Consider the following 20,929-nt stretch of genomic DNA (forward strand, 5'->3'; position numbering starts at 1 on the left):
CCCTCGTTCGGCCGATGCGGCGCTCCCGGGCGGCGGTGTATGCGGGGTGGGGCCGGGCATCCGTGCGCGGGAATGCAAACCGGCTGTCGCACCTGCCGTATGCGGCGCCTAAGGCCAGTGCGATGATGGCCCGGCCATGACTGCCCCCCACGCGACGCAGGCCGGACCCGGCCTCAGGCTGATCCGGGCCGCGGTGTTCACCGCGGTCTGTGTCGTGCTGTCCGCGGTCGGGCACGCACTGGCCTCCTGCGCGACGGTGCCCTGGTGGTCCCTCTGCGCCGGCTTCCTCGCCGTCTTCGCGGTGGCGGCCCCGCTCGCGGGACGCCGCCGTTCGCTGCCCGGCATCGCCGCCGCACTGGCGGGCGGACAGCTCGCGCTGCACACCGTGTTCGGCCTCGGCCAGCACACCACCACCTCGGCGGGCGGCAGTACCTCCTCGGAGACCTCGCTCGCGGCGCTGGCCGCCCAACTGGTCTGCGGAGGCAACTCCGTCCCGATCCACCCGGCGGATGCCCGGCGGATCGTGGAGAGCGCCGGGCTGGACCCGGACGCCGTGGCCGCTCAGGCCGAGGTGCAGGGGCACCTGGCCCACGCCCACATGGGGCAGGGCCTGGTGGAACCGGCCAACGGACTGGTGGGGCTGCTCAGCCCGGCCATGCTGATCGGGCACCTGCTGGCCGCACTCGCCGCAGGCTGGCTGCTCGGGCGCGGCGACGCCGCGCTGTTCCGCCTCCTCGAACTGTCCAGGCTCTCCGCCGGAGCCGGGCCGGTGCGCCCGCTGCGTGCCGCTCTGGCCTACGTACGAGCCCTCGGCGCGGGCCTTCCGGGCCTGCCCGCGCGTACCCCGCGGGCAGCGGGCGACGGGACCGGCCCCGCCCTCTCCACGGGCCGGGACGCACTCCAGCACACGGTGATCCGGCGCGGGCCGCCCACGGCGTTCGCCCTCGCAGCCTGAAGCGGCACCTCTCCTCCCCGGGACTCACGACGGGAGCACCGGTGCCGCGAACTCCGTGCGCGCCGCGCGCGGATCAACCGTCACCACAGCTTCCGTGGAGTGTTTCTGCCATGAAGACCTCTCGCGTCTCCTTCGCCGCCGCCCTCGCCGCCGGTTCCGTCCTGCTCCTCTCCGGTACCGCCTTCGCCCACGTCAGCGTGCAGCCCGTCGGGGAGGCCGCCAAGGGCGGCTACGCGACGCTCAACTTCAAGGTCCCCAACGAGCGCGACAACGCGGCGACCACGCAGCTCGAGGTCAACTTCCCCGTGGACCAGCCGCTCACGTCCGTCATGCCGCAGGACATCCCCGGCTGGACGTCCACTGTCGAGAAGACCAAGCTCGACAAGCCGCTGACCGTGCACGGCAAGCAGGTCAACGAGGTCGTCACCAAGGTGACCTGGACCGGCGGCAAGATCGAGACCGGCAAGTTCCAGCAGTTCCCGGTCTCCGTCGGCAAGCTCCCCGACAACGCCGACCAGATGGTCTTCAAGGCGATCCAGACCTACGACAACGGCGAGGTCGTCCGCTGGATCGAAGAGCCCAAGGAAGGCGCCGCCGAACCGCAGACCCCGGCGCCCGTCCTGAAGCTGACCGCCGCCGGCGCCGACCACCACGACACCGCTGCCAAGAAGCCGGCGGCGGACGAGGCGAAGAACTCCGACGCCGCCCACAAGGACGGCCACGACACGGCCGCCGCCAAGAGCGGATCCGACACGACCGCGCGGGCCCTCGGCGTCGCCGGCATCGTGATCGGACTCGGTGGCGTGGCCTTCGGCGTCGCCTCGCGCCGTCGCACCTCCTGACCGCCCGACCTCCCGACTTTTTTCCTGACGATCCTGCGCAGCCGGCCGGTCATCCGGGCCGGCCGGGCTCGCGGATCCACCCGTACCACCCCCGATCTCAGGGACTTCCCCATGCGCACCACACGTGTGACGCTCGCCGCCCTCGTGGCGGCGGCCGCCCTCACCCTCACCGCCTGCGGTGGTGAACCGGCCAAGAACGGCCAGGTCACCCAGATCAGCGAGAACCAGGCGAAAGCCGGGTCCGCCACCGTGCTCGACCGCCCCTTCGACAAGCCGGACGTCGTCCTCACGGACACCACCGGCAAGCCGTGGAACCTGCGCGAGCAGACCAAGGGCAAGCCGACGCTCATCTACTTCGGCTACACCCACTGCCCCGACGTGTGCCCCCTGACGATGAGCAACGTCGCCGTCGCCAAGAAGGCACTCCCCAAGGCCGACCAGGACAAGCTCCAGATCGTCTTCATCACCACCGACCCGGAACGGGACACTCCCGAGTCCCTCGGCGCGTGGCTCAAGGGCCTGGACCCGGCCTTCACCGGGCTGACCGGTGACTTCGCCACCATCCAGGCCGCCGCACGCACGCTCGGCATCGGTATCGAGGCGCCCACGAAGGACGCCAACGGCAACGTCGTCTCCATGCACGGTGCTCAGGTCATCGCCTTCTCGCCCAAGACCGACGAGGGATACCTCCTCTACGGCGAGAGCACCACCGTCGATGACTACACCAAGGACCTGCCGAAGATCGTCAAGGGAGAGAACCCGTGAACGCCCGCACCACCCGCACCCTCGCAGCCGCCCTCTCCCTGACGGCCGCGCTCGCCATATCCGGCTGCTCGTCGGATTCCGACTCCGCATCCGCGTCCGGTGACGCGCCGAAGCTGACGGTCAGCGGCGGCTACATGCCGGAGCCCGTGAACGACCAGATGGCCGGCGCGTTCATGGTCATCAAGAACGACTCCAAGACGGCCGACAAGCTGACCGGCGCCACGAGCACGCTCTCCGACGACCTGCAGATCCACGAGACCAAGGATCAGAAGATGCAGCAGGTGCAGTCCATGGACGTGCCCGCGAACGGAGAACTGAAGCTGGAGCGCGGCGGCAGCCACGTCATGTTCATGGGGCTCAAGAACACCCCCAAGGTCGGCGACAAGGTCACCGTCGAACTGCGCTTCGAGAAGTCCGGCCCGGTCAAGGTCGAGCTGGACGTCAAGGAGCGGACGTACAAGGCTCCGACATCCACTGACGGCACCGCCCACTGACGGACCGAGGGACTGACACGCCATGACGGCCACCGCCCCGACCCCATCCACGGCCCGCGTCCGCGCCACGGCACTCCTGCCGCGGCTCACGCTGGTCCTCGCCGCACTGCTGGCAGCCTTCTTCGCCGCTGCCGCGCCGGCCTCGGCACACGCCGCGCTGACCGCGAGCGACCCCACGGACGGGGCGGTGGTCGCCACGGCGCCCGCCCAGATCACGCTCTCCTTCTCGGAGGGGGTCGCCATGAACGGCGACTCCATCCGCGTCCTGGACCCCCGGGGCAAGCGCGTCGACACCGGTGAGCTGCGCGACCTCTGCAGCGGGAGCATCATCCGCTACGGCACCGCCCTGCGCCCGGGACAGCCGGACGGCACCTACACCGTGGCCTGGCAGGCCATATCCGCGGACAGCCATCCGATCTCCGGCGCCTTCACCTTCTCCATCGGAGCCCCCTCCGAGACCGCCGTCTCACTGCCCTCGCGGGCGGCGGGAGACGGGCCCGTCGCCGTCGCCTACGGCATCGCGCGCTACGTGGCCTACGCCGGGTTCGCCGTGCTCGTCGGCGCCGCCGCCTTCATCCTCCTGTGCTGGCGCCGGGGCGCCGCGCAGCGGCCGATGCAGAAGCTGGTCGTACGGGCCTGGGTCGCCCTCACCGTGGCCACCCTGGTGATGCTGCTGCTCCGCAACCCGTACACCGGGTCGGGGAACTTCGCCGACGCCTTCGACCTGGCCGGGCTGAAGGCCGTCCTGGAGACCAAGTCCGGTGCCTCGCTCGTCTCGCGGCTGCTCCTCCTCGGCGCCGCCGCACTGTTCATCACCGTGCTGTTCGGCTCCTACGCCCGGCGCCACACGTCGGGCGGCTCGGGCGACTCGGGCGACTCGGGAACCTCCGAAGCCTCCGAAGCCTCCGAAGAGGACGCCAAGGGGGAGAGCGACCTCGTCTTCGGGCTCGGCATCGGCGGGACCGTCGTCGCGGGCGGTATCGCCGCCACCTGGGCGCTGTCCGAGCACGCCTCCACCGGCATCCAGCCCGCCCTCGCCATGCCGGTCGACATCCTCCACTTGCTGGCCGTCGCCGTGTGGCTCGGCGGACTCACCGCGCTGCTCGTCGCGCTCCACAAGGTCCCCGGGATCGAGCGCACGGCCATCCGGCGCTTCTCCACCGTCGCCTTCACCAGCGTCGTCGTCCTTGCCTGTACCGGCACCTACCAGGCCTGGCGCCAGGTGGGCAGCTGGTCCGCGCTGACCGGGACCGACTACGGCCGGCTGCTGCTCGTCAAGATCGGCCTCGTCGCCGTGATCGTGGCCATCGCCTACACCTCCCGGAAGTGGACCTCCCGGCTGGCCGGGGCCCGGGACGAGACCACGGGGGAGGGGGAACGCACCTCCGTTGTTTCACGTGAAACATCGCCCGTGACGGTCACCCCGGCCTCCACCACCGCCACCGACACCGACACCGGTACCTCCGACCCCCGGCGTGCCGCGCAGCTCGCGCGCCAGAGCGCCGCCCGGCGCACCGCGCAGGAGAAGCAGGCGCGTGACGCCGACCCGGACCGCGCCGGCCTGCGCCGGTCCGTCCTCGCCGAGGCCGGTGTCGCCGTGGTCCTGCTGGCCGTCACCACCATCCTCACCAGCACCGAGCCCGGCCGTGCCGCGGAGCTGGAGGTCGGCCGCGGGTCCACCGCCACGGCCGTTCCCGACCGCGCGGTCAAGGTCACGCTGCCTTTCGACACCGGCGGTCAGAACGGCAAGGGTTCGGTCCGGCTCCAGCTGGACCCGGGCCGCGTCGGCGCGAACACGCTCCACGTGTGGGCCGAGACCCCCGACGGCAAGCCGCTCGACCTGCCCGAGCTCAAGGTGTCGTTCACCTTGGAAGCCAAGCAGATCGGTCCCCTTCCGGTCCTGCCCGAGCGCGCCGCACCCGGGCACTGGAGCGCATCGGGCGTCCAGCTTCCGCTGACCGGCGACTGGCGGATCGACGTGACCATCCGCACCTCCGACATCGACCAGACGACCGTCCAGAAGAACGTGAAGATCGGCTGACCAGCGTGACCCAGAACAGCGACCCCACCGAAAGCACTGCGCGCAGCGGGAGCAGCACCGGGCTCCCCGGCATCGAAATCTCCCGGCGCCGCCTGCTGGGCACGGTCGGCGCCGCGGGCGCGGCCGGGCTCGCGCTCGGCGCCGCCGGCGGGGCCCTCGTGCAGTCCGAGGTGTCCGGGTCCGGGACGGCGGGCTCCGGCGGCGCTCCCGGCAGCCTCGGTGCCACCCGGGTCGACTTCCACGGGGATCACCAGGCCGGCATCACCACGCCCCTCCAGGCCAAGGGGCACGTGCTCGCCTTCGACCTGGCGCCCGGGGCCGGACGTACCGAGGCGGCCGCCCTGATGCGGCGCTGGTCCGATACCGCGCGGCGGCTGACGGCGGGCGAGACCGCACCGGTCGGCGACACCGGCATCGCCCTCGGCTCCGGCCCCTCCTCCCTCACGGTGACCTTCGGCTTCGGCCACTCCTTCTTCGAGCGCACCGGACTCACCGCGCGCCGCCCCGCCGCCCTCGATCCGCTTCCGGACTTCTCCGCCGACCGCCTCGACGCCCAGCGCAGCAACGGTGACCTGTGGGTCCAGATCGGCTCGGACGACGCGCTGGTCGCCTTCCACGCCCTGCGTGCGCTGCAGAAGGACGCCGGAGAGGCGGCCCGGCCGCGCTGGCAGATGAACGGCTTCAACCGTTCTCCCGGCGCCACGGCCTCCCCCATGACGGCCCGCAACCTCATGGGCCAGGTCGACGGCACCAACAATCCGAAGCCCGCCGAAGCCGACTTCGACCGGCGGATCTTCGTCCAGGGCACCGTGCCCCCGGAGCACGCCTGGATGGTCGGGGGTTCGTACGCCGTCGTACGTCGCATCCGCATGCTCCTCGACCACTGGGACCAGCAGTCGCAGGCCCAGCAGGAGCAGGTCATCGGGCGTACGAAGGCCACCGGCGCCCCGCTGACCGGAGGCGACGAGACCACCGCCCCGGACCTCGACAAGATCGGCGCCGACGGGAAGCCGGTCATCCCCTCCAATGCGCACGCCCGGATCTCCGCACCCGCGCAGAACGGCGGAGCGGCCATGCTCCGGCGTCCCTTCTCCTTCCACGACGGGATCGCCGCCGACGGAACCCCCGACGCGGGGCTCCTCTTCATCTGCTGGCAGGCCGACCCGTCCCGCGGTTTCGTCCCCGTCCAGCGCAAGCTCGACCGCGGCGACGCCCTGTCGGAATTCATCCGGCACGAGTCGAGCGGCCTGTACGCGGTGCCGCCCGGGGCACGCGCCGGGGAGTACGTGGGGCAACGGCTGCTCGAAGGGTGAACAGCCCAGGTCGCGTCCAGGCCCCGGCATTAGGCTGATCGCATGTCGGCCACCCGCTTCACCTATCTCGGTCCCGAAGGCACGTTCACCGAAGCCGCCCTTCGCACCCTCCCCGAAGCCGCGACCCGGGAACTCGTCCCGATGGTTTCGGTCCCGGCAGCCCTGGACGCCGTGCGCAACGGTGAGGCCGCGGCGGCCCTGGTACCGATCGAGAACTCGGTGGAGGGCGGGGTCACCTCGACCCTGGACGAGCTGGCCGGCGGCGTTCCGCTGATGATCTACCGCGAGGTGCTGCTCCCGATCGCGTTCGCGCTGCTGGTGCGGCCCGGGACCAAGCTGTCGGACGTCAAGACCGTCACCGGGCACCCGGTCGCCCAGCCGCAGGTGCGCAACTGGCTCCGGTCGAACCTGCCCGACGCCCTGTGGGAGTCGGCGGCGTCCAATGCCGACGGTGCCCGGCTGGTCCAGGAGGGCCGCTTCGACGCCGCCTTCGCGGGCGAGTTCGCGGCCGCCACCTACGGACTGGTCCCGCTGGTCACCGAGATCCACGACGCGCAGAACGCGGAGACCCGCTTCGTACTCGTCGGTCGTCCCGCCCGCCCGGCCGCGCCGACCGGCGCCGACAAGACCTCCGTCGTGCTGTGGATGGGCGACGACCGCCCCGGTGCGCTGCTGGAGCTGCTCCAGGAGTTCGCCGTCCGCGGAGTGAACCTGATGCTGATCCAGTCCCGGCCGACGGGTGCGGGGATCGGCAACTACTGCTTCGCCGTCGACGCCGAGGGCCACATCTCCGACCGCCGGGTCGGGGAGGCTCTCATGGGTCTCAAGCGCACCTGCCCCCAGATCCGGTTCCTCGGCTCCTACCCGCGCGCCGGTGTCGCACAGGGTGACGTCCAGGCCGTCCAGACCGCCCGGGCCGGCACTTCCGACGGCGACTTCACCGCGGCCTCGGACTGGCTGACGCGTTGCCTCGACGGGCGCCCCTAACGCTTCGTCCACTGTCCACAGAGTTATCCACAGGGATCGGTGTGAACCTGGGGACAAGTCGACAGAGCAGCACGACAAGGTCGACAAATCGGTCGGGGGGTGCAGGTTTCGCGCTGACGAGCGGGAGGTGAACGACGTCACCCCCGTATCACCGATCAACTCTTTGGGGCGAGTCATTCCCACCCGAATGAGTGTGTGAGGGTGGTTTGAGCCCTGATTGGGCTCGCTCGCTCCACAGTCGAGATTGATCTATTCCTGTGTCCACAGATCCGGCACACAGCCTGTGGATAAGCCGGTCGCCTGGGGAATTCCTGTGGACAAGGAAGCCCCTTCCCTCCTGCTCAGGGGCTGCCCGATCACTGCCGCTCTGCCCCTTTTCGGGGAATGGGGCCGGTTTTATCGGCCCCCGCGGAAGGGTCGCTTCCAGCCTCCCGCCGGAAGTTTTCCATTCGCGGCAATTAGGACAAAGCGACACGCAGCGTGATATCGGTGCGCCCCCCGGAAGCCCGGCCCGGTAGCCTGGAGGGGTGATTGACCTCCGGCTGCTCCGTGAAGACCCTGACCGTGTCCGCGCCTCGCAGCGCGCCCGTGGAGAGGACGTCGCCCTCGTCGACGCACTGCTCTCCGCCGACGAGCGCCGCAGGTCCTCCGGCATGCGATTCGACGAACTCCGCAACGAGCAGAAGTCGCTCGGCAAGCTCATCCCCAAGGCCTCTCCGGAGGAGCGGGCAGAGCTGCTGAAGAAGGCCGATCAGCTCAAGCAGGACGTGAAGGCCGCCGAGGCCGAGCAGAACGAGGCGGACGAAGTCGCCAAGCAGCTGCTCCTGAAGCTCGGCAACATCGTCCACACCGACGTGCCCGTCGGCGGCGAGGAGGACTTCGTCGTCCTCGAGACGCACGGCACCATCCGCGACTTCGGCGCCGAGGGCTTCGAGCCCAAGGACCACCTGGAGCTCGGCGAGTCCCTGGGCGCCATCGACGTCGAGCGCGGCGCCAAGGTCTCCGGCTCGCGCTTCTACTACCTCACCGGTGTCGGCGCCCTGCTGGAGCTCGCCCTCGTCAACGCGGCCATCGCACAGGCCACCGAGGCCGGCTTCACCCCGATGCTCACCCCCGCGCTGGTCCGCCCGCGCGCCATGGAGGGCACCGGCTTCCTCGGCCAGGCCGCGGAGAACGTGTACCACCTGGAGGGCGACGACCTCTATCTGGTCGGCACCTCCGAGGTACCGCTCGCCGCGTACCACATGGACGAGATCATCGACGCGGACAAGCTGCCGCTGCGCTACGCCGGCTTCTCCCCGTGCTTCCGCCGCGAGGCCGGGACGTACGGCAAGGACACCCGCGGCATCTTCCGCGTCCACCAGTTCGACAAGGTCGAGATGTTCTCGTACGTCGCGCCGGAGGAGGCCGAGGCCGAGCACCAGCGGCTCCTGGACTGGGAGAAGCAGTGGCTGACCAGCCTGGAGCTGCCCTTCCAGGTGATCGACGTCGCCACCGGTGACCTGGGCGCCTCCGCCTCCCGCAAGTTCGACTGCGAGGCGTGGATCCCCACCCAGGGCAAGTACCGCGAGCTGACCTCCGCCTCGAACTGTGACGGCTTCCAGGCCCGCCGCCTGTCGGTCCGCTACCGCGACGGCAAGAAGACGGCTCCGCTGTCCACCCTGAACGGAACGCTGTGCGCGGTCCCGCGCACGATCGTCGCGATCCTGGAGAACCACCAGCAGGCCGACGGCACGGTCCGGGTTCCCCCGGTGCTCCGGCCCTACCTGGGCGGTCGGGAAATCCTGGAGCCGATCACCAAGTGAGCCCGGCCCCGTTCCCCTACAAGCTCGTCGCGACGGACCTCGACGGGACGCTGCTCCGCGGCGACGACACCGTCTCGGAGCGCACCCGTGAGGCGCTCCTCGCGGCCACCGCGGCGGGCGCGGCGCACATCATCGTCACCGGCCGCGCCGTGCCGTGGACCCGTCACGTCCTGGATGACCTCGGCTACAAGGGCATCGCCGTCTGCGGACAGGGCGCGCAGGTCTACGACGCGGGTGCGCACCGGCTGCTGACCTCGGTGACGCTCGACCGGAAGCTCGCCGCGCTGGCGCTGGAGAAGATCGAGGCCGAGGTCGGTCCGCTGGCGCTCGCCGCCAGCCGGGACGGAGTCGAGGGCGAGGTGCTCTTCGGCCCCGGCTACCAGGTCCAGGAGGGTCTTCCCGCGCTCTACCTGGAGGACACCGCCGAGGTCTGGTCGGCTCCGCTGAACAAGCTGTACATCCAGCACCCCGAGCTGGACGAGGACGCCCTCGTCCAGGTGGCCCGGGCCACCGTGGGCAGCCTGGTCGGCGTCGTCATGGCCGGTCCGGGCATCGTGGAGATCCTGCCACTGGGGCTGACGAAGGCCACCGGCCTCTCGCTGGCCGCGCGCCGGCTGGGGGTGAAGGCGGCCGACACGATCGCCTTCGGCGACATGCCCAACGACATACCGATGTTCGGCTGGGCCGCGCACGGAGTGGCGATGGCCAACGCGCACCCGGAGCTCAAGGCCGTGGCGGACGAGGTCACCACCTCCAACGAGGAGGACGGCATCGCCGTGGTCCTCGAGCGTCTGCTGGGCGCCGCGTAACCGAGCGGAAGACGGAAGGAAGGTCCGGAACGGCCCGCGCCGCGAGGCGCGCTCGAAGTGGCCGTTCCGGACCTTCTTGTTTCTCCCCGCACGGCTCACTCTGCCCCCGCCGCACGCCTCGTACCAGTGATTTTCCGTCCGTCAGCCGGGATTCCGGCGCGGGTTCGGGTGCCGGGTCAGCGGCCAGGCGAGGAGGCCGACGGCCAGTGCGATGGCGTGGCCGAAGTCGGTGAAGGTGCCGTCGCTGACGAGCGGGAGTCCGAAGAAGGCCACAGACCCGGCCAGGTAGAACCAGCGCCAGGGGCCGGGCAGGCGGTACGTCAGCACCCCGACGGCGGTCGCGAGTCCGTAGCTGACGCCGATGTCGACGACGTGGACCATGCTGCGCGGGGCCCGGTGGTCCTGGATGGCCATCAGGACCAGCTTCTGGCTGATCAGCGTGGCCGTGATGTGTCCGGTCGCGACGATGAACAGCCAGCGCAGGGTGCCGAGCCAGCGCTCGACATTGGCCTGGAAGACCTCGAAGAGGACGAAGTAGAGCGGGAGCGAGGCGGGATCCTCGATCCAGAACGCGCTGCTGAGCAGCGCCCGTATGGGGTGCCGGGCGAGCTCGTGGATGTTGCTGCTGTTGCGGTGGAGCAGGACGTGTTCGAGATGATCGGGCACGATCACGACCACGATGCTGGTGACCACGATGATCAGCAGCCAGATGTGGGTGCCGGGCGCGGAGCGTATCCAGGACCGCACTGGCCTGGACGGCTCGGGCTCGGTGTACTCGATCATTCACCGATGATCTCGCGCAAACCTGTGCCCCGCCTGGCCGGTGGGCCGGGCGGGGCACTGTTTCACGTGAAACATCCGCTGCCGGCGCCCCCGTGGACGCCGGTGCGTCCTACTCCTCGCCCGCCAGGGTCAGGCGGCGGAGCTTCTGTCCGGCGTAGAAGGTGGCGCCGACGGTGACCGCGACGAGCAGGATCACCGCGGTGGGCAGTCCGACGGTGGCGTCCACGTACCCCTCGCCCGCGACCTTCTGGGCGAGGGCCAGCGACCACTGCTGGACGCTGAGGGTCTTGGCGCCGTCGACGAGGCTGCCGAAGAGCGACTCCCAGATCAGGGCGTAGACCAGGCCGAAGACGACCGCGTGCCGGCTGACGGTGCCCAGCAGCAGGAACAGGGCGCTGTAGGCGACCGAGGCGACGAGGGCGGCGACGGTGTAGGCGACGGCGATCTGCTGGCCGTTGCCGTTGAGGATGAAGCCGGCGATCAGGGTGGGGATCGCGGAGAAGACCATGGTGACGGCGATCGCGACGGTCAGCTTCGTCAGGATGATCGTCGGGCGCTTCACCGGCTTCGAGAGCAGGTAGACGATCGAGCCGTCGTCGATCTCCGGGCCGATGGCGCCGGTGCCGGCGATGACGCCGATCAGCGGGACCATCGTCGCCAGGGCGAAACCGCCGAGCAGGTCGGCGGCGACCTTGTCGTCGAGGCCCGTGAAGGCGCGCACGGCAATGGAGATGGCGATCAGCAGGACGGGCAGCGCGCAGAGGATCAGCGCGCGGCGGCGGCCGAGCAGGGCCCGGTAGGTGAGCCGGGCAACGGTGGGGTTGTACATGGGTGCCAGCTCCTTCAGGCCGCGACGAGGTAGGAGAAGACCGACTCGAGGGACTCGTCGGAAGGCGAGACCGTCAGCAGCCGGATGCCGTGCTCGCGGGCGACCCGCGGCAGCAGCTGGGTGAAGCGCCCGAAGTCGACGGCCTGGATGCGCAGGGCGCCTTCCTTGAGGTCCACCTCGATCCCGGCGGTGGACGGGTCGGCGATCAGGGCCGCGGCGAGGGCCCGGTCGTCGGAGGAGCGGACGAGGTAGCGGTGCGGGCGGTCCGTCATCAGGCGGCGGATCTTGCGGAAGTCGCCGGAGGCTGCGTGCCGGCCGGCCACGACCACCTCGATGTGGGAGGCGAGCTGTTCGACCTCCTCCAGGATGTGCGAGGAGAACAGCACGGTGCGACCGTCGTCGCCCATCCGCCGCAGCAGCTCCATGAGCTGCATGCGCTGGCGCGGGTCCATGCCGTTGAAGGGCTCGTCGAGGAGCAGCACGGACGGGTCGTGGACCAGGGCGGAGGCCATCTTCACGCGCTGGCGCATGCCCTTGGAGTACGTGGAGATCTTGCGGTCCTGCGCGTACTCCATCTCGACCGTGGCCAGGGCCCGCTGGGCGGCCGCCTCGTCGAGACCGTGGAGTTCGGCGTTGGCGACGACGAACTCCTTGCCGGTGAGGAAGTCGTACATGGCCTCGCGCTCGGGCACGACGCCGATCTGCTTGTAGACCTGCTCGTTCTGCCAGATCGGGGTGCCGTCGAGGGTGACGGTGCCCGTGGAGGGGGCGAGGAAGCCGCCCATCATGTTGATGAGGGTGGACTTGCCGGCTCCGTTGGGGCCGAGCAGGCCGGTGACTCCGGGACCGATGCGCATGGTCACGTCGTTGACGGCGACGACGTTCCCGAACCAGCGGGAGGTGTGGTCGATGTCGATGATGCTCACAGCCCGGCCTTCCGGTAGCGGGCCATCAGGGCGGCGTAGGAGCCGGCGATGAGGCCGAGGATGACGAGCAGGTAGACGAAGCCGACGGCGCTGGAGGGGCCCTCGCTGCCGGGGAAGCCGGAGTCGGCGCCGAGGAAGGCGGTCTGCAGGCCGTCGATGAGGCTCATCGGGGAGAACAGGCCCAGCCACTCGATGCCCCCGGTCGAGCCGGTCTCGTAGGCGATGGCCTGGACGGCGGACACGGCGCCGTAGGGGATCAGGAGCACGGCGATGATGGCGGCGACGCCGAAGCCGCGGCGCGGGGTGAGCGCGGCCATGACCAGGCCGAGGCCGGAGAAGAGCAACGACAGCAGCAGTACCGACACCAGTGCCTGCCCGAATCCCTTGGTCTGGTCGGCGAAGTCGAACTTCGCCAGGAGCGAGCCGATCCACATGATCAGCAGCGGGGTGGCCGTGAGGATGAACAGGGCCGAGGCCATGGCAGCGAACTTGGCCACGACGTAGTCGACGCGCTCGATGGGCCGCGAGAAGTAGAGCGGCACCGTCTTGAAGCGCAGGTCCCTGGAGACCGACTGCGGTGCCTGCGACGCGAGGTAGAGGTAGACGATCACCTGGGTGGTCATCGCGTACGTCGTGTACTTGATCGGCAGGGACGTGGAGCCGGGCACCGTGATGGCGACCGCGACGAGGATCAGCGCGGGAACGCACATCACCGCGAAGAGCAGCATCGGCAGCACCTTGGACTTGGCCGAACGGCCGAGTCCGTAGGCGCCGCGCAGGGACTGCGCGAAGAGCGACTTGCGGGCGTAGGAGCGGCCGAGCCGGGGGCCGTCGTAGGACCGGTAGCCGATGTTGTGGATCTGGGTCGAGGTGTCAGGCGCCATCGGAACCGGCTCCCTTCTGCTGGGTGGCGGCCCAGGCGGCGGCCTGGGCGGACTGGGCTGCGAACTGCTCGGCCCGGGCGGCCGCGGCGTCGCTGTCGCGGAAGACCTCGGCGATGTGGTGGCGGCGCTGTTCCATGCGGACCAGCCCGATGCCGAGATCGGCCACCGTGTCGCGGACGGTGTCGTACGTGGCTTCGCCGGTGGCCTCGACGAGGAGGATGTGGCCGGCTCCGGGCAGGCCCTCCTCCTCGCTCGCGTGCAGCGTCACTCCCGCCTCGGTGAGCGCCTTGCGCAGCGCGGCGGTGCCGTCCGGGTGGGCGTCGGAGTCGGTGACCTCGACCGCGAGGGTCGTGGTGGTCTGGGTGAAGTCGCTGGTGGAGCTGGAGCGCAGCAGTTTGCCGCCGTCGACGACCACGACGTGGTCGCAGGTCCGCTCCAGCTCGCCGAGCAGGTGGGAGGTGACCAGGACCGAGATGCCGAAGTCGGTGTAGACGCGGCGGATCAGGCCCAGCATCTCGTCGCGGCCGACCGGGTCGAGGCCGTTGGTGGGCTCGTCGAGGAGCACCAGTTGCGGGTCGTGGACCAGCGCCTGGGCGAGTTTGACGCGCTGCTTCATGCCCGTGGAGTAGCCGCCGATGGGGCGGTAGCGCTCCTCGTACAGCCCCACGTGGCGCAGGGTGTCCGCGGTGCGCTCACGGGCGGCGGTCGGCGGGAGCCCGGACATGCGCGCCATGTGCACGACGAACTCGGTGGCCGAGACGTCGGGGGGCAGGCAGTCGTGTTCGGGCATGTAGCCGACGCGCTCGCGGATCGCGCTGCCGTGGGTGGCTACGTCGAGTCCGAGCACGGCGGCGGTGCCCTCGGTGGCGGGGGACAGTCCCAGCAGAATCTTGATCAGCGTGGACTTGCCGGCTCCGTTGGCGCCCACGAGCCCGGTAACTCCGGGGCCGATGTCCAGGGAGAGCCGGTCGAGGGCGGTCACTCGGGGGTACCGCTTGCTCAGGCTTTCGGTCGCGATGACAGTCACGTGAACGACGTTAGTGGCGCGCCGGGCCCGGATCGTCAGACCTGGAGCTCGATCCTTTCTCCGCCTTCAGGACTACGGACCCCGACATAAGGCTGACGTAGGGCTGATGCGTACCGGACAAGTTTGTCCACAGGTCCGTGCACGGGCCTTGACGTGATCTCCGGTCATTGTCACATTCATCAGTGTCAAGTTACGGGCGCGTACGGCTATATGGACGGACGGCTGGCATGGCTGGGGACACCAGGCAACGCACGAAGCGACGCACCACCGAGCTCTCCGCCGAGCTGCGCGGGTTCAAGGAGGTGCAGCGCCTCTCCTACGAGTGCGCGGAGGCCGTCGCGGCGCAGCTGCGCCCCGGCGTGACCGAGCGCGAAGCCGCGCGGATGCAGCGCGACTGGCTGCGCGAGCGCGGGGTGCGGGACTGGTTCCACATGCCGTTCGCGTGGTTCGGAGACCGGACCGCCTTCACCGGCTTCAAGATCCCCCTGCAGTTCTTCCCGACGAACCGGGCCCTGGAGCCGGGGATGCCGTTCATCCTCGACATGGCCCCGGTCTACAAGGGCCACACCGCGGACATCGGGTACTCGGGCAGCCTCGGCCTCAACCCGGTGCAGGACCGGCTCATGTCCGATCTGCAGGCGCACCGCGCGCTGATCCTCGACCAGGTCCGCGAGCGCCGCTCCCTGCGGGACATCTACGAGGAGGTGGAGCGGCTGATGATCGCCCAGGGGTACACCAACCGGCACCGGGCCTACCCCTTCGGCGTCATCGCGCACAAGATAGACCGGGTCAAGGAGCGGAGCTGGGCACCGACCGCGTTCGGGTTCGGCACCCAGGCCCTGAAGGGGCTGGCCTCCGATGCCCTGCGCGGCCACCGCGAGGGCTGGTCCCCGCTGTGGAGCCCGTACCGCTTCTCCGACCACCCGCCCCAGCCCGGCCTGTGGGCGGTGGAGCCGCACCTGGGCTTCCGGGGCACCGGCGCGAAGTTCGAGGAGATCCTGGTCGTCACCGACTCCCGGGACCCCGAGGAGAGCGCGTACTGGCTGGACGACGATCTGCCGCACGTGCGGCGCTGGGCTGAGGAGAAGGCGGCATGAGCGCAATGACGGACGCGGGCCTGACGGGCGGTCGCGAGCGCTGGGTGAGCACAGGCGGGGTCGAGCTGTGCGTCGTCGAACTCGGCGACGCGACAAGGCCGACGGTCGTCCTGGTGCACGGGTACCCGGACAGCAAGGAGGTCTGGTCGCAGGTCGCCGAGCAGCTGGCCTCCCGGTTCCACGTCGTGCTCTACGACGTACGGGGACACGGGCGCTCCACCGCCCCGCAGCCGCTGCGCGGCGGGTTCACCCTGGAGAAGCTGACCGACGACTTCCTCGCGGTCGTGGACGCGGTCAGCCCGGACCGCCCGGTGCACCTGGTCGGCCACGACTGGGGCTCCGTACAGGGCTGGGAGTTCGCGACGGTCGCCCGGACCGAGGGCCGGATCGCTTCCTTCACCTCGATGTCGGGTCCCTCCCTCGACCACTTCGGGCACTGGATAAAGAAGCGGATGGCCCGGCCCACCCCGCGGCGGGCGGCCCAGCTGCTGAACCAGGGCGCCAAGTCCTGGTACGTGTACATGCTGCACACGCCCGTGCTGCCGGAGCTCGCCTGGCGCGGCCCGCTCGGCAAGCGCTGGCCGAAGATGCTGGAGCGGATCGAGCAGGTCCCGGCCGGGGACTATCCCACGGCCTCCCTGCCCTCCGACGCCGCGCACGGCGCCTGGCTCTACCGGGACAACGTCCGGCCCCGGATGCGCCGGCCGCGCGCCGACGCGTACGCCCACGTACCGGTGCAGCTGATCACCCCCACCGGGGACGCCTTCCTCTCCGAGCGGCTCTACGACGATCTGGAGCTGTGGGCCCCGGACCTGGTGCGGCGCACCCTGCCGGCCAAGCACTGGGTGCCGCGGACCCGGCCCGACCAGCTGGCCGCGTGGATCACCGAGTTCGTCACCTCCCGGGAGGAGCCCGCCACGCGGGCGCCGGAGCAGAAAGCCCCGGGCCGGTACGCGGACCGCTTCGGCGGCCAGTTGGTCCTGGTGACCGGAGCCGCCAGCGGCATCGGCCGGGCCACCGCCTTCGCGTTCGCCGAGGCCGGCGCCCGTGTGGTGTGCGTGGACCGGGACGCCGAGGGAGCTGCCCGCACCGCCGACATGGCGCGGCTGGTCGGCTCGCCGGAGGCCTGGGGCGAGTGCGTCGACGTCAGTGACGAGCAGGCCATGGAGAAGCTCGCCGAGAAGGTCGCCTCCGAGTACGGGATCGTGGACGTCCTGGTCAACAACGCCGGGGTGGGTCTGTCGGGCGCGTTCCTGGACACGACCGCCGAGGACTGGAAGAAGGTCCTCGACGTCAACCTGTGGGGCGTCATCCACGGCTGCCGGCTCTTCGGCAAGCAGATGGCCGAGCGCGGCCAGGGCGGGCACATCGTCAACACCGCTTCCGCCGCCGCCTACCTGCCGTCCAAGACGCTGCCCGCGTACAGCACCTCCAAGGCGGCGGTGCTGATGCTCAGCGAGTGCCTGCGGGCCGAGCTGGCGTCGAAGTCGATCGGGGTGTCGGCGATCTGCCCCGGCATCGTCAACACCAACATCACCGCCACCTCCCGCTTCGCCGGAGTGGACGAGGCCGAGGAGAAGCGGCGCCAGCAGAAGTCCTCGCGCCTCTACGGGCTGCGCAACTTCCCGCCGGAGAAGGTCGCCGACGCGATCCTGCTCGCGGTCGTGAAGAACCAGGCCGTGGTCCCGGTGACCCCCGAGTCCAAGGGCGCCCTGTGGATGTCCCGGTTCGCGCCGGGGACCCTGCGGCGGTTCGCGAAACTGGAGCCCAAGCTGTGAGCGGGGCGGCGGGCTCGGGCGGGCCGGCCGGGAGCGGGGCGGGCGCGGGTGCAGGCGCGGGCTCGGGCAGGGCTGCCCGGTACGCGATCGCGCCGCGCCGGGTGGCCTTCGACTGGAGGACCACCCCGCTGCACTGGATACCGGACGAGCCCACCGCCACCCACGTCATCAACGTGCTGCACCTGCTGCTGCCGGCCGGCGAGCGGTGGTTCGTGAAGGTCTTCAAGGAGGGCCTGCCCCTGGTCACGGATCCGAAGCTGCGCAGCGACGTGAAGGGGTTCATGGGCCAGGAGGCCACCCACAGCGTGCAGCACTCCGCCGTCCTGGACCACCTCGCCGAACAGCGGCTGCCCACCGAGGCGTACACGAAGTACGTGGACTTCCTCTTCGAAAAGCTGCTGGGGGAGACCCCGCCGTTCGGGGCCCCGATCACGGCGCAGGAGTGGCTGCGCTTCCGGCTCTCGCTGGTCGCCGCGATCGAGCAGTTCACGGCGGTCCTCGGGGACTGGGTGCTCGGCGCCGAGGGACTGGACGCGGCCGGAGCGGACGAGATCATGCTCGACCTGCTGCGCTGGCACGGCGCCGAGGAGGTGGAGCACCGGTCCGTCGCCTTCGACATGTACCAGCACTGCGGCGGCGCGGGCCTGCCCCGCTACCTCCGGCGCATCGAGGGCATGGCCGTGGTCGCACCCGTCCTGGCCTGGCTGTGGATCGCGGGGGCCTCGTACCTGCTGCGCAACGACCCCGAACTGCGCGGACGGACCCGCTATTCACTGCGCGAGCACAACCGGGCCGTGGCCAAGGGTCTGCTGCCCACGTGGAGAGAGCTCGGCATGGCCATACCCCGCTACCTGCGGCGGTCGTACCATCCCTCGCAGGAGGGCTCGCTGCGCAGGGCGGTCGAGTACCTCGCGGCTTCACCTGCCGCCCGGTCAGCTGTGGGCGCGGTCGGCCGAGCCGCCATGTCGTAGGGAGCCGGGATTGTCCGATCAGGCAGTAGCCGAGTACCGGATCGAGGATCTGGCGCACCACAGCGGTGCGACCGTCCGCACGATCCGGGCGTACCAGGACCGCGGTCTGCTGCCGAAGCCGGAGCGACGAGGCCGTTCCAACGTCTACCGGGACACGCATCTGGCGCGCCTGCGCCAGATCGCCGACCTGCTGGACCGCGGTTACACCCTGGCCTCCATCAAGGAACTGCTGGAGGCCTGGGACGCGGGACGCGGGCTCGGCGGAGTGCTCGGGCTGGTGGCCGAGGTGCACGGGCCGTGGACGGACGAGGAAGCGGCCCGGATAAGCCGGGACGAGCTGAACGAACGGTTCGGCGGCAAGCCGGACGACGAGGCCGTGGGCGAGGCGTGCGAACTGGGCGTGCTGGAGCGGATCCCGGGGCGCCCGGACCAGTTCCTCGTACCGTCCCCGCAGGAGCTGTCCGTGGCCGCCGAGCTGTATGCCGCCGGGGTACCGCTGCCCGCGATCACCGGTCACCTGCGGGAGTTGCGCGGCCAGGTGGAGCTGATCGCCTCGCGCTTCCTGGAGTTCACCACGGAACACGTCTTCGCCCGGTACCTGGGGGCCGTCCCCCCGACGGACTCCGACGCGGCCGAGGCGGCGACGATGGTACGGAGACTGCGGCCCCTGGCCCAGCAGACGGTGGACGCGGAGCTGGCGCGGGCGATGCGCCTCTTCGCGACCCGGCACCTGCAGCGGCACCTCGGGGCCGTCGGGACCGCTCAGCCGTCCGGGCCGGCCCCGGTGGCGCTGCCCGCGGAGACCGTGCGGGCGGTGCAGGAGCTGGTGGGACCCGACCATGTGGCGGAGTTCGTCCGGGCCGCCACGGAACGGGAGTTGCAGGCCCGGACGATGAACGATCTGGCCAGCCGCGGCGGCCGGTAGTGCTCGCTCAGTAGTCCACAGGCCGGATCACGCTTTTGTCGCCGAAACCGGCGCAAAGGGCTGTGGACAAGTCCGGCCGACCTGTGGGGAACCCGTCCCGGAGGGTCAGCCGACGGCCTGGTACGCCGGGCCGGGCGTGCTGGTTTCGGCCACCGGGCTGATGGTGGTGGTGGCTCCGGCCGGGCCTGCGGTACCGGCCGGGTCGGCCGTCGCAACGGCGCCGGTGGTGTCGGCGGCCGCCCGGCGGGTGCTCCCGTAGAGCACGGCCGCGAGGACCAGGCCGAGGATCCCGCCGACGAGCTGGGCGGCGACGAACCCCGGCAGCGACTGCGGGGCGATGCCGGTGAAGGAGTCGCTGAAGCTGCGCCCGATGGTGCCTGCCGGGTTTGCGAAGGACCCGGAGGAGGTGAACCAGATCGCGGCGGCGATGTAGGCGGCGACCGCGGCCGGGATCAGCTTCGGCCGGCCGATGCGGCCGAGGCCCTGGATCACCAGGACCAGCCCGGCGGTGGCCACGACCTCGCCGACGAGCAGGTGCCCGCCGTCGCGGACCTGGGTGGAGAAGGCTCCGGGGATGCGGCCGAACATCGCTTCCGCGAGGACGGCGCCGCCTATGGCCCCGGCGGTCTGGGCCGCCACGTAGGCCAGGGCTTCCCGGCCTTCGAGCCCTTCGCCGCCGGTGCGCCGGCCCCACCAGGCCGTGAGGGTGACCACCGGGTTGAGGTGGGCGCCGGAGAGCGGCCCGAAGAGCGTGATGATCAGCCCGAGACCGATGGCCGAGGCGAGCGAGTTGGCGACCAGGGCCACCCCCGTGTCGGAGGTGAGCGAGGCGGCCTGGATTCCCGATCCGATGACGACCACGAGGAGGGCGGCGGTGCCGATGAGCTCGGCGGTCGCACGCCGCGACAGAGACGCACTGTTTGTCATACTTTTCTTCCCCTTGAGTGGCAGTTCAGCGGAAAATGTATTCCGTATCTTGGAAACGCGATAGGGGGAGTCCAGGTTCGGGAGAACGGCGAAAAATCGCTGCGCCGGACCCGACCGAGCCGTCACGCTGGGCGAATGGATGACAAGCGCACCGTCAAGGTGTCCAAATACGTCTCGAAACACCTCCGGCATCAGCCGGAACGCATCGGACTGGTGCTCGACCCGCACGGTTGGGTGGAGATCGACGATCTCCTGAGGGCCGCGGCCGCCCACGGCTTCCCGATCAGCCGGGCCGAGCTCGACCACGTGGTCGCAGCCAACGACAAGCAGCGGTACGCCGTCGACGGCAGCCGGATCCGCGCCAGCCAGGGCCACACCGTCCCCGTGGACCTGGACCTGCCGGAGGCCGAACCGCCCGCGTACCTCTACCACGGCACCGTCGCGGCCGCCCTGGACGCGATCCGCGCCGAGGGACTGCGCCCGATGGCCCGCCACCACGTCCACCTCTCCCCGGACCGGGAGACCGCGACCCGCGTCGGCGCACGGCGCGGCCGGCCGATCGTCCTCGCCGTGGACGCGGGGGCGATGCGCGCCGCGGGGCACGTCTTTCGGGTCAGCGCCAATGGGGTGTGGCTGGCGGACTCCGTACCGCCGCAATTCCTGCGGTTCCAATAAACCGGAGCAGCCCGGGAGGCCCCGAATTCACGGAGGGATTGTCAGATCATCCCCCTACTCTGTTCCTCACTCCGGGATCTGTGAGGGGGGCACCTC

Annotated in this window: 20 protein-coding genes; 14 read left to right on the forward strand and 6 right to left on the reverse strand. The window is 70.7% G+C overall.

Annotated features, from left to right (window positions below):
* The first annotated feature begins 136 nt into the window (after positions 1 to 136).
* The 9 genes from ACFRU2_RS29275 to ACFRU2_RS29315 all read left to right on the forward strand — a co-directional run bounded on the left by ACFRU2_RS29275 (position 137) and on the right by ACFRU2_RS29315 (position 10,011).
* Positions 137 to 955: a hypothetical protein gene (locus tag ACFRU2_RS29275; RefSeq protein WP_382977533.1), complete on the forward strand. Its 819-nt coding sequence runs from the start codon at positions 137 to 139 to the stop codon at positions 953 to 955.
* 110 nt (positions 956 to 1,065) lie between these two features.
* The gene (locus tag ACFRU2_RS29280; protein WP_382977535.1) at positions 1,066 to 1,797 is read left to right on the forward strand and encodes a YcnI family protein; all 732 of its coding nucleotides are present in this window, start codon (positions 1,066 to 1,068) and stop codon (positions 1,795 to 1,797) included.
* Positions 1,798 to 1,908: 111 nt separating this feature from the next.
* Positions 1,909 to 2,562 (forward strand): SCO family protein, encoded by a 654-nt coding sequence (locus tag ACFRU2_RS29285; protein ID WP_382977538.1) that lies wholly within the window; start codon positions 1,909 to 1,911, stop codon positions 2,560 to 2,562.
* A complete protein-coding gene (locus ACFRU2_RS29290; RefSeq protein ID WP_382977541.1) occupies positions 2,559 to 3,056 on the forward strand; it encodes a copper chaperone PCu(A)C in 498 nt (165 codons plus the stop codon). Before ACFRU2_RS29285 ends, ACFRU2_RS29290 begins: the two co-directional genes overlap by 4 nt.
* A 22-nt stretch (positions 3,057 to 3,078) precedes the next feature.
* The gene (locus ACFRU2_RS29295) at positions 3,079 to 5,097 is read left to right on the forward strand and encodes a copper resistance CopC/CopD family protein (protein WP_382977543.1); all 2,019 of its coding nucleotides are present in this window, start codon (positions 3,079 to 3,081) and stop codon (positions 5,095 to 5,097) included.
* Positions 5,098 to 5,168: 71 nt separating this feature from the next.
* Positions 5,169 to 6,410 carry an iron uptake transporter deferrochelatase/peroxidase subunit gene (gene efeB, locus ACFRU2_RS29300; protein ID WP_382977836.1) on the forward strand — a complete coding sequence of 414 codons (1,242 nt, stop codon included), beginning with the start codon at positions 5,169 to 5,171 and terminating at the stop codon, positions 6,408 to 6,410.
* A gap of 42 nt (positions 6,411 to 6,452) precedes the next feature.
* The gene (gene pheA, locus ACFRU2_RS29305) at positions 6,453 to 7,397 is read left to right on the forward strand and encodes a prephenate dehydratase (protein WP_382977546.1); all 945 of its coding nucleotides are present in this window, start codon (positions 6,453 to 6,455) and stop codon (positions 7,395 to 7,397) included.
* A 527-nt stretch (positions 7,398 to 7,924) separates the two neighbouring features.
* Complete coding sequence (gene serS, locus ACFRU2_RS29310; RefSeq protein WP_382977549.1) at positions 7,925 to 9,202, forward strand: serine--tRNA ligase; 1,278 nt, start codon at positions 7,925 to 7,927, stop codon at positions 9,200 to 9,202.
* Positions 9,199 to 10,011 carry an HAD family hydrolase gene (locus ACFRU2_RS29315; protein ID WP_382977552.1) on the forward strand — a complete coding sequence of 271 codons (813 nt, stop codon included), beginning with the start codon at positions 9,199 to 9,201 and terminating at the stop codon, positions 10,009 to 10,011. The genes serS and ACFRU2_RS29315 overlap by 4 nt, the downstream gene beginning before the upstream one ends.
* 141 nt (positions 10,012 to 10,152) lie before the next feature.
* On the opposite strand, the gene ACFRU2_RS29320 is transcribed toward ACFRU2_RS29315, so the two are convergent.
* From ACFRU2_RS29320 to ACFRU2_RS29340, 5 genes are all read right to left on the reverse strand, one after another.
* Positions 10,153 to 10,794: a rhomboid-like protein gene (locus ACFRU2_RS29320; protein ID WP_382977554.1), complete on the reverse strand. Its 642-nt coding sequence runs from the start codon at positions 10,792 to 10,794 to the stop codon at positions 10,153 to 10,155.
* Between the two features lie 109 nt (positions 10,795 to 10,903).
* Positions 10,904 to 11,623: an ABC transporter permease gene (locus ACFRU2_RS29325; RefSeq protein ID WP_250738572.1), complete on the reverse strand. Its 720-nt coding sequence runs from the start codon at positions 11,621 to 11,623 to the stop codon at positions 10,904 to 10,906.
* A 14-nt stretch (positions 11,624 to 11,637) separates the two neighbouring features.
* Positions 11,638 to 12,549: an ABC transporter ATP-binding protein gene (locus ACFRU2_RS29330; RefSeq protein ID WP_250738573.1), complete on the reverse strand. Its 912-nt coding sequence runs from the start codon at positions 12,547 to 12,549 to the stop codon at positions 11,638 to 11,640.
* Positions 12,546 to 13,433: an ABC transporter permease gene (locus ACFRU2_RS29335; protein ID WP_382977557.1), complete on the reverse strand. Its 888-nt coding sequence runs from the start codon at positions 13,431 to 13,433 to the stop codon at positions 12,546 to 12,548. The genes ACFRU2_RS29330 and ACFRU2_RS29335 overlap by 4 nt, the downstream gene beginning before the upstream one ends.
* The gene (locus ACFRU2_RS29340) at positions 13,423 to 14,460 is read right to left on the reverse strand and encodes an ABC transporter ATP-binding protein (RefSeq protein ID WP_382977559.1); all 1,038 of its coding nucleotides are present in this window, start codon (positions 14,458 to 14,460) and stop codon (positions 13,423 to 13,425) included. Before ACFRU2_RS29340 ends, ACFRU2_RS29335 begins: the two co-directional genes overlap by 11 nt.
* A 227-nt stretch (positions 14,461 to 14,687) precedes the next feature.
* Between ACFRU2_RS29340 and ACFRU2_RS29345 the strand changes: the two genes are divergently transcribed.
* The 4 genes from ACFRU2_RS29345 to ACFRU2_RS29360 all read left to right on the forward strand — a co-directional run bounded on the left by ACFRU2_RS29345 (position 14,688) and on the right by ACFRU2_RS29360 (position 19,231).
* Entirely contained in the window at positions 14,688 to 15,557 is an 870-nt protein-coding gene (locus ACFRU2_RS29345; RefSeq protein WP_382977562.1) for a M24 family metallopeptidase, read from the forward strand.
* Positions 15,558 to 15,562: 5 nt separating this feature from the next.
* The gene (locus ACFRU2_RS29350) at positions 15,563 to 17,335 is read left to right on the forward strand and encodes an SDR family oxidoreductase (RefSeq protein WP_382977839.1); all 1,773 of its coding nucleotides are present in this window, start codon (positions 15,563 to 15,565) and stop codon (positions 17,333 to 17,335) included.
* An 86-nt stretch (positions 17,336 to 17,421) separates the two neighbouring features.
* On the forward strand, positions 17,422 to 18,306 hold the full coding sequence (locus ACFRU2_RS29355; RefSeq protein WP_382977842.1) for a metal-dependent hydrolase: 885 nt from the start codon (positions 17,422 to 17,424) through the stop codon (positions 18,304 to 18,306).
* A 10-nt stretch (positions 18,307 to 18,316) separates the two neighbouring features.
* Positions 18,317 to 19,231, forward strand: a complete 915-nt coding sequence (locus ACFRU2_RS29360; RefSeq protein ID WP_382977565.1) for a MerR family transcriptional regulator — start codon at positions 18,317 to 18,319, stop codon at positions 19,229 to 19,231.
* A 105-nt stretch (positions 19,232 to 19,336) separates the two neighbouring features.
* Here the strand turns inward: ACFRU2_RS29360 and ACFRU2_RS29365 are convergent, their stop codons facing one another.
* The gene (locus ACFRU2_RS29365; protein WP_382977567.1) at positions 19,337 to 20,158 is read right to left on the reverse strand and encodes an aquaporin; all 822 of its coding nucleotides are present in this window, start codon (positions 20,156 to 20,158) and stop codon (positions 19,337 to 19,339) included.
* Positions 20,159 to 20,293: 135 nt separating this feature from the next.
* Here ACFRU2_RS29365 and ACFRU2_RS29370 point away from each other — a divergent pair, with 135 nt between their 5' ends.
* Positions 20,294 to 20,833: an RNA 2'-phosphotransferase gene (locus ACFRU2_RS29370; RefSeq protein WP_382977570.1), complete on the forward strand. Its 540-nt coding sequence runs from the start codon at positions 20,294 to 20,296 to the stop codon at positions 20,831 to 20,833.
* Positions 20,834 to 20,929 lie beyond the last annotated feature (96 nt).

Origin of the sequence: Streptomyces sp. NPDC056883 (assembly GCF_042788835.1) — a bacterium.
Taxonomy (GTDB): domain Bacteria; phylum Actinomycetota; class Actinomycetes; order Streptomycetales; family Streptomycetaceae; genus Streptomyces; species Streptomyces stoeckheimensis.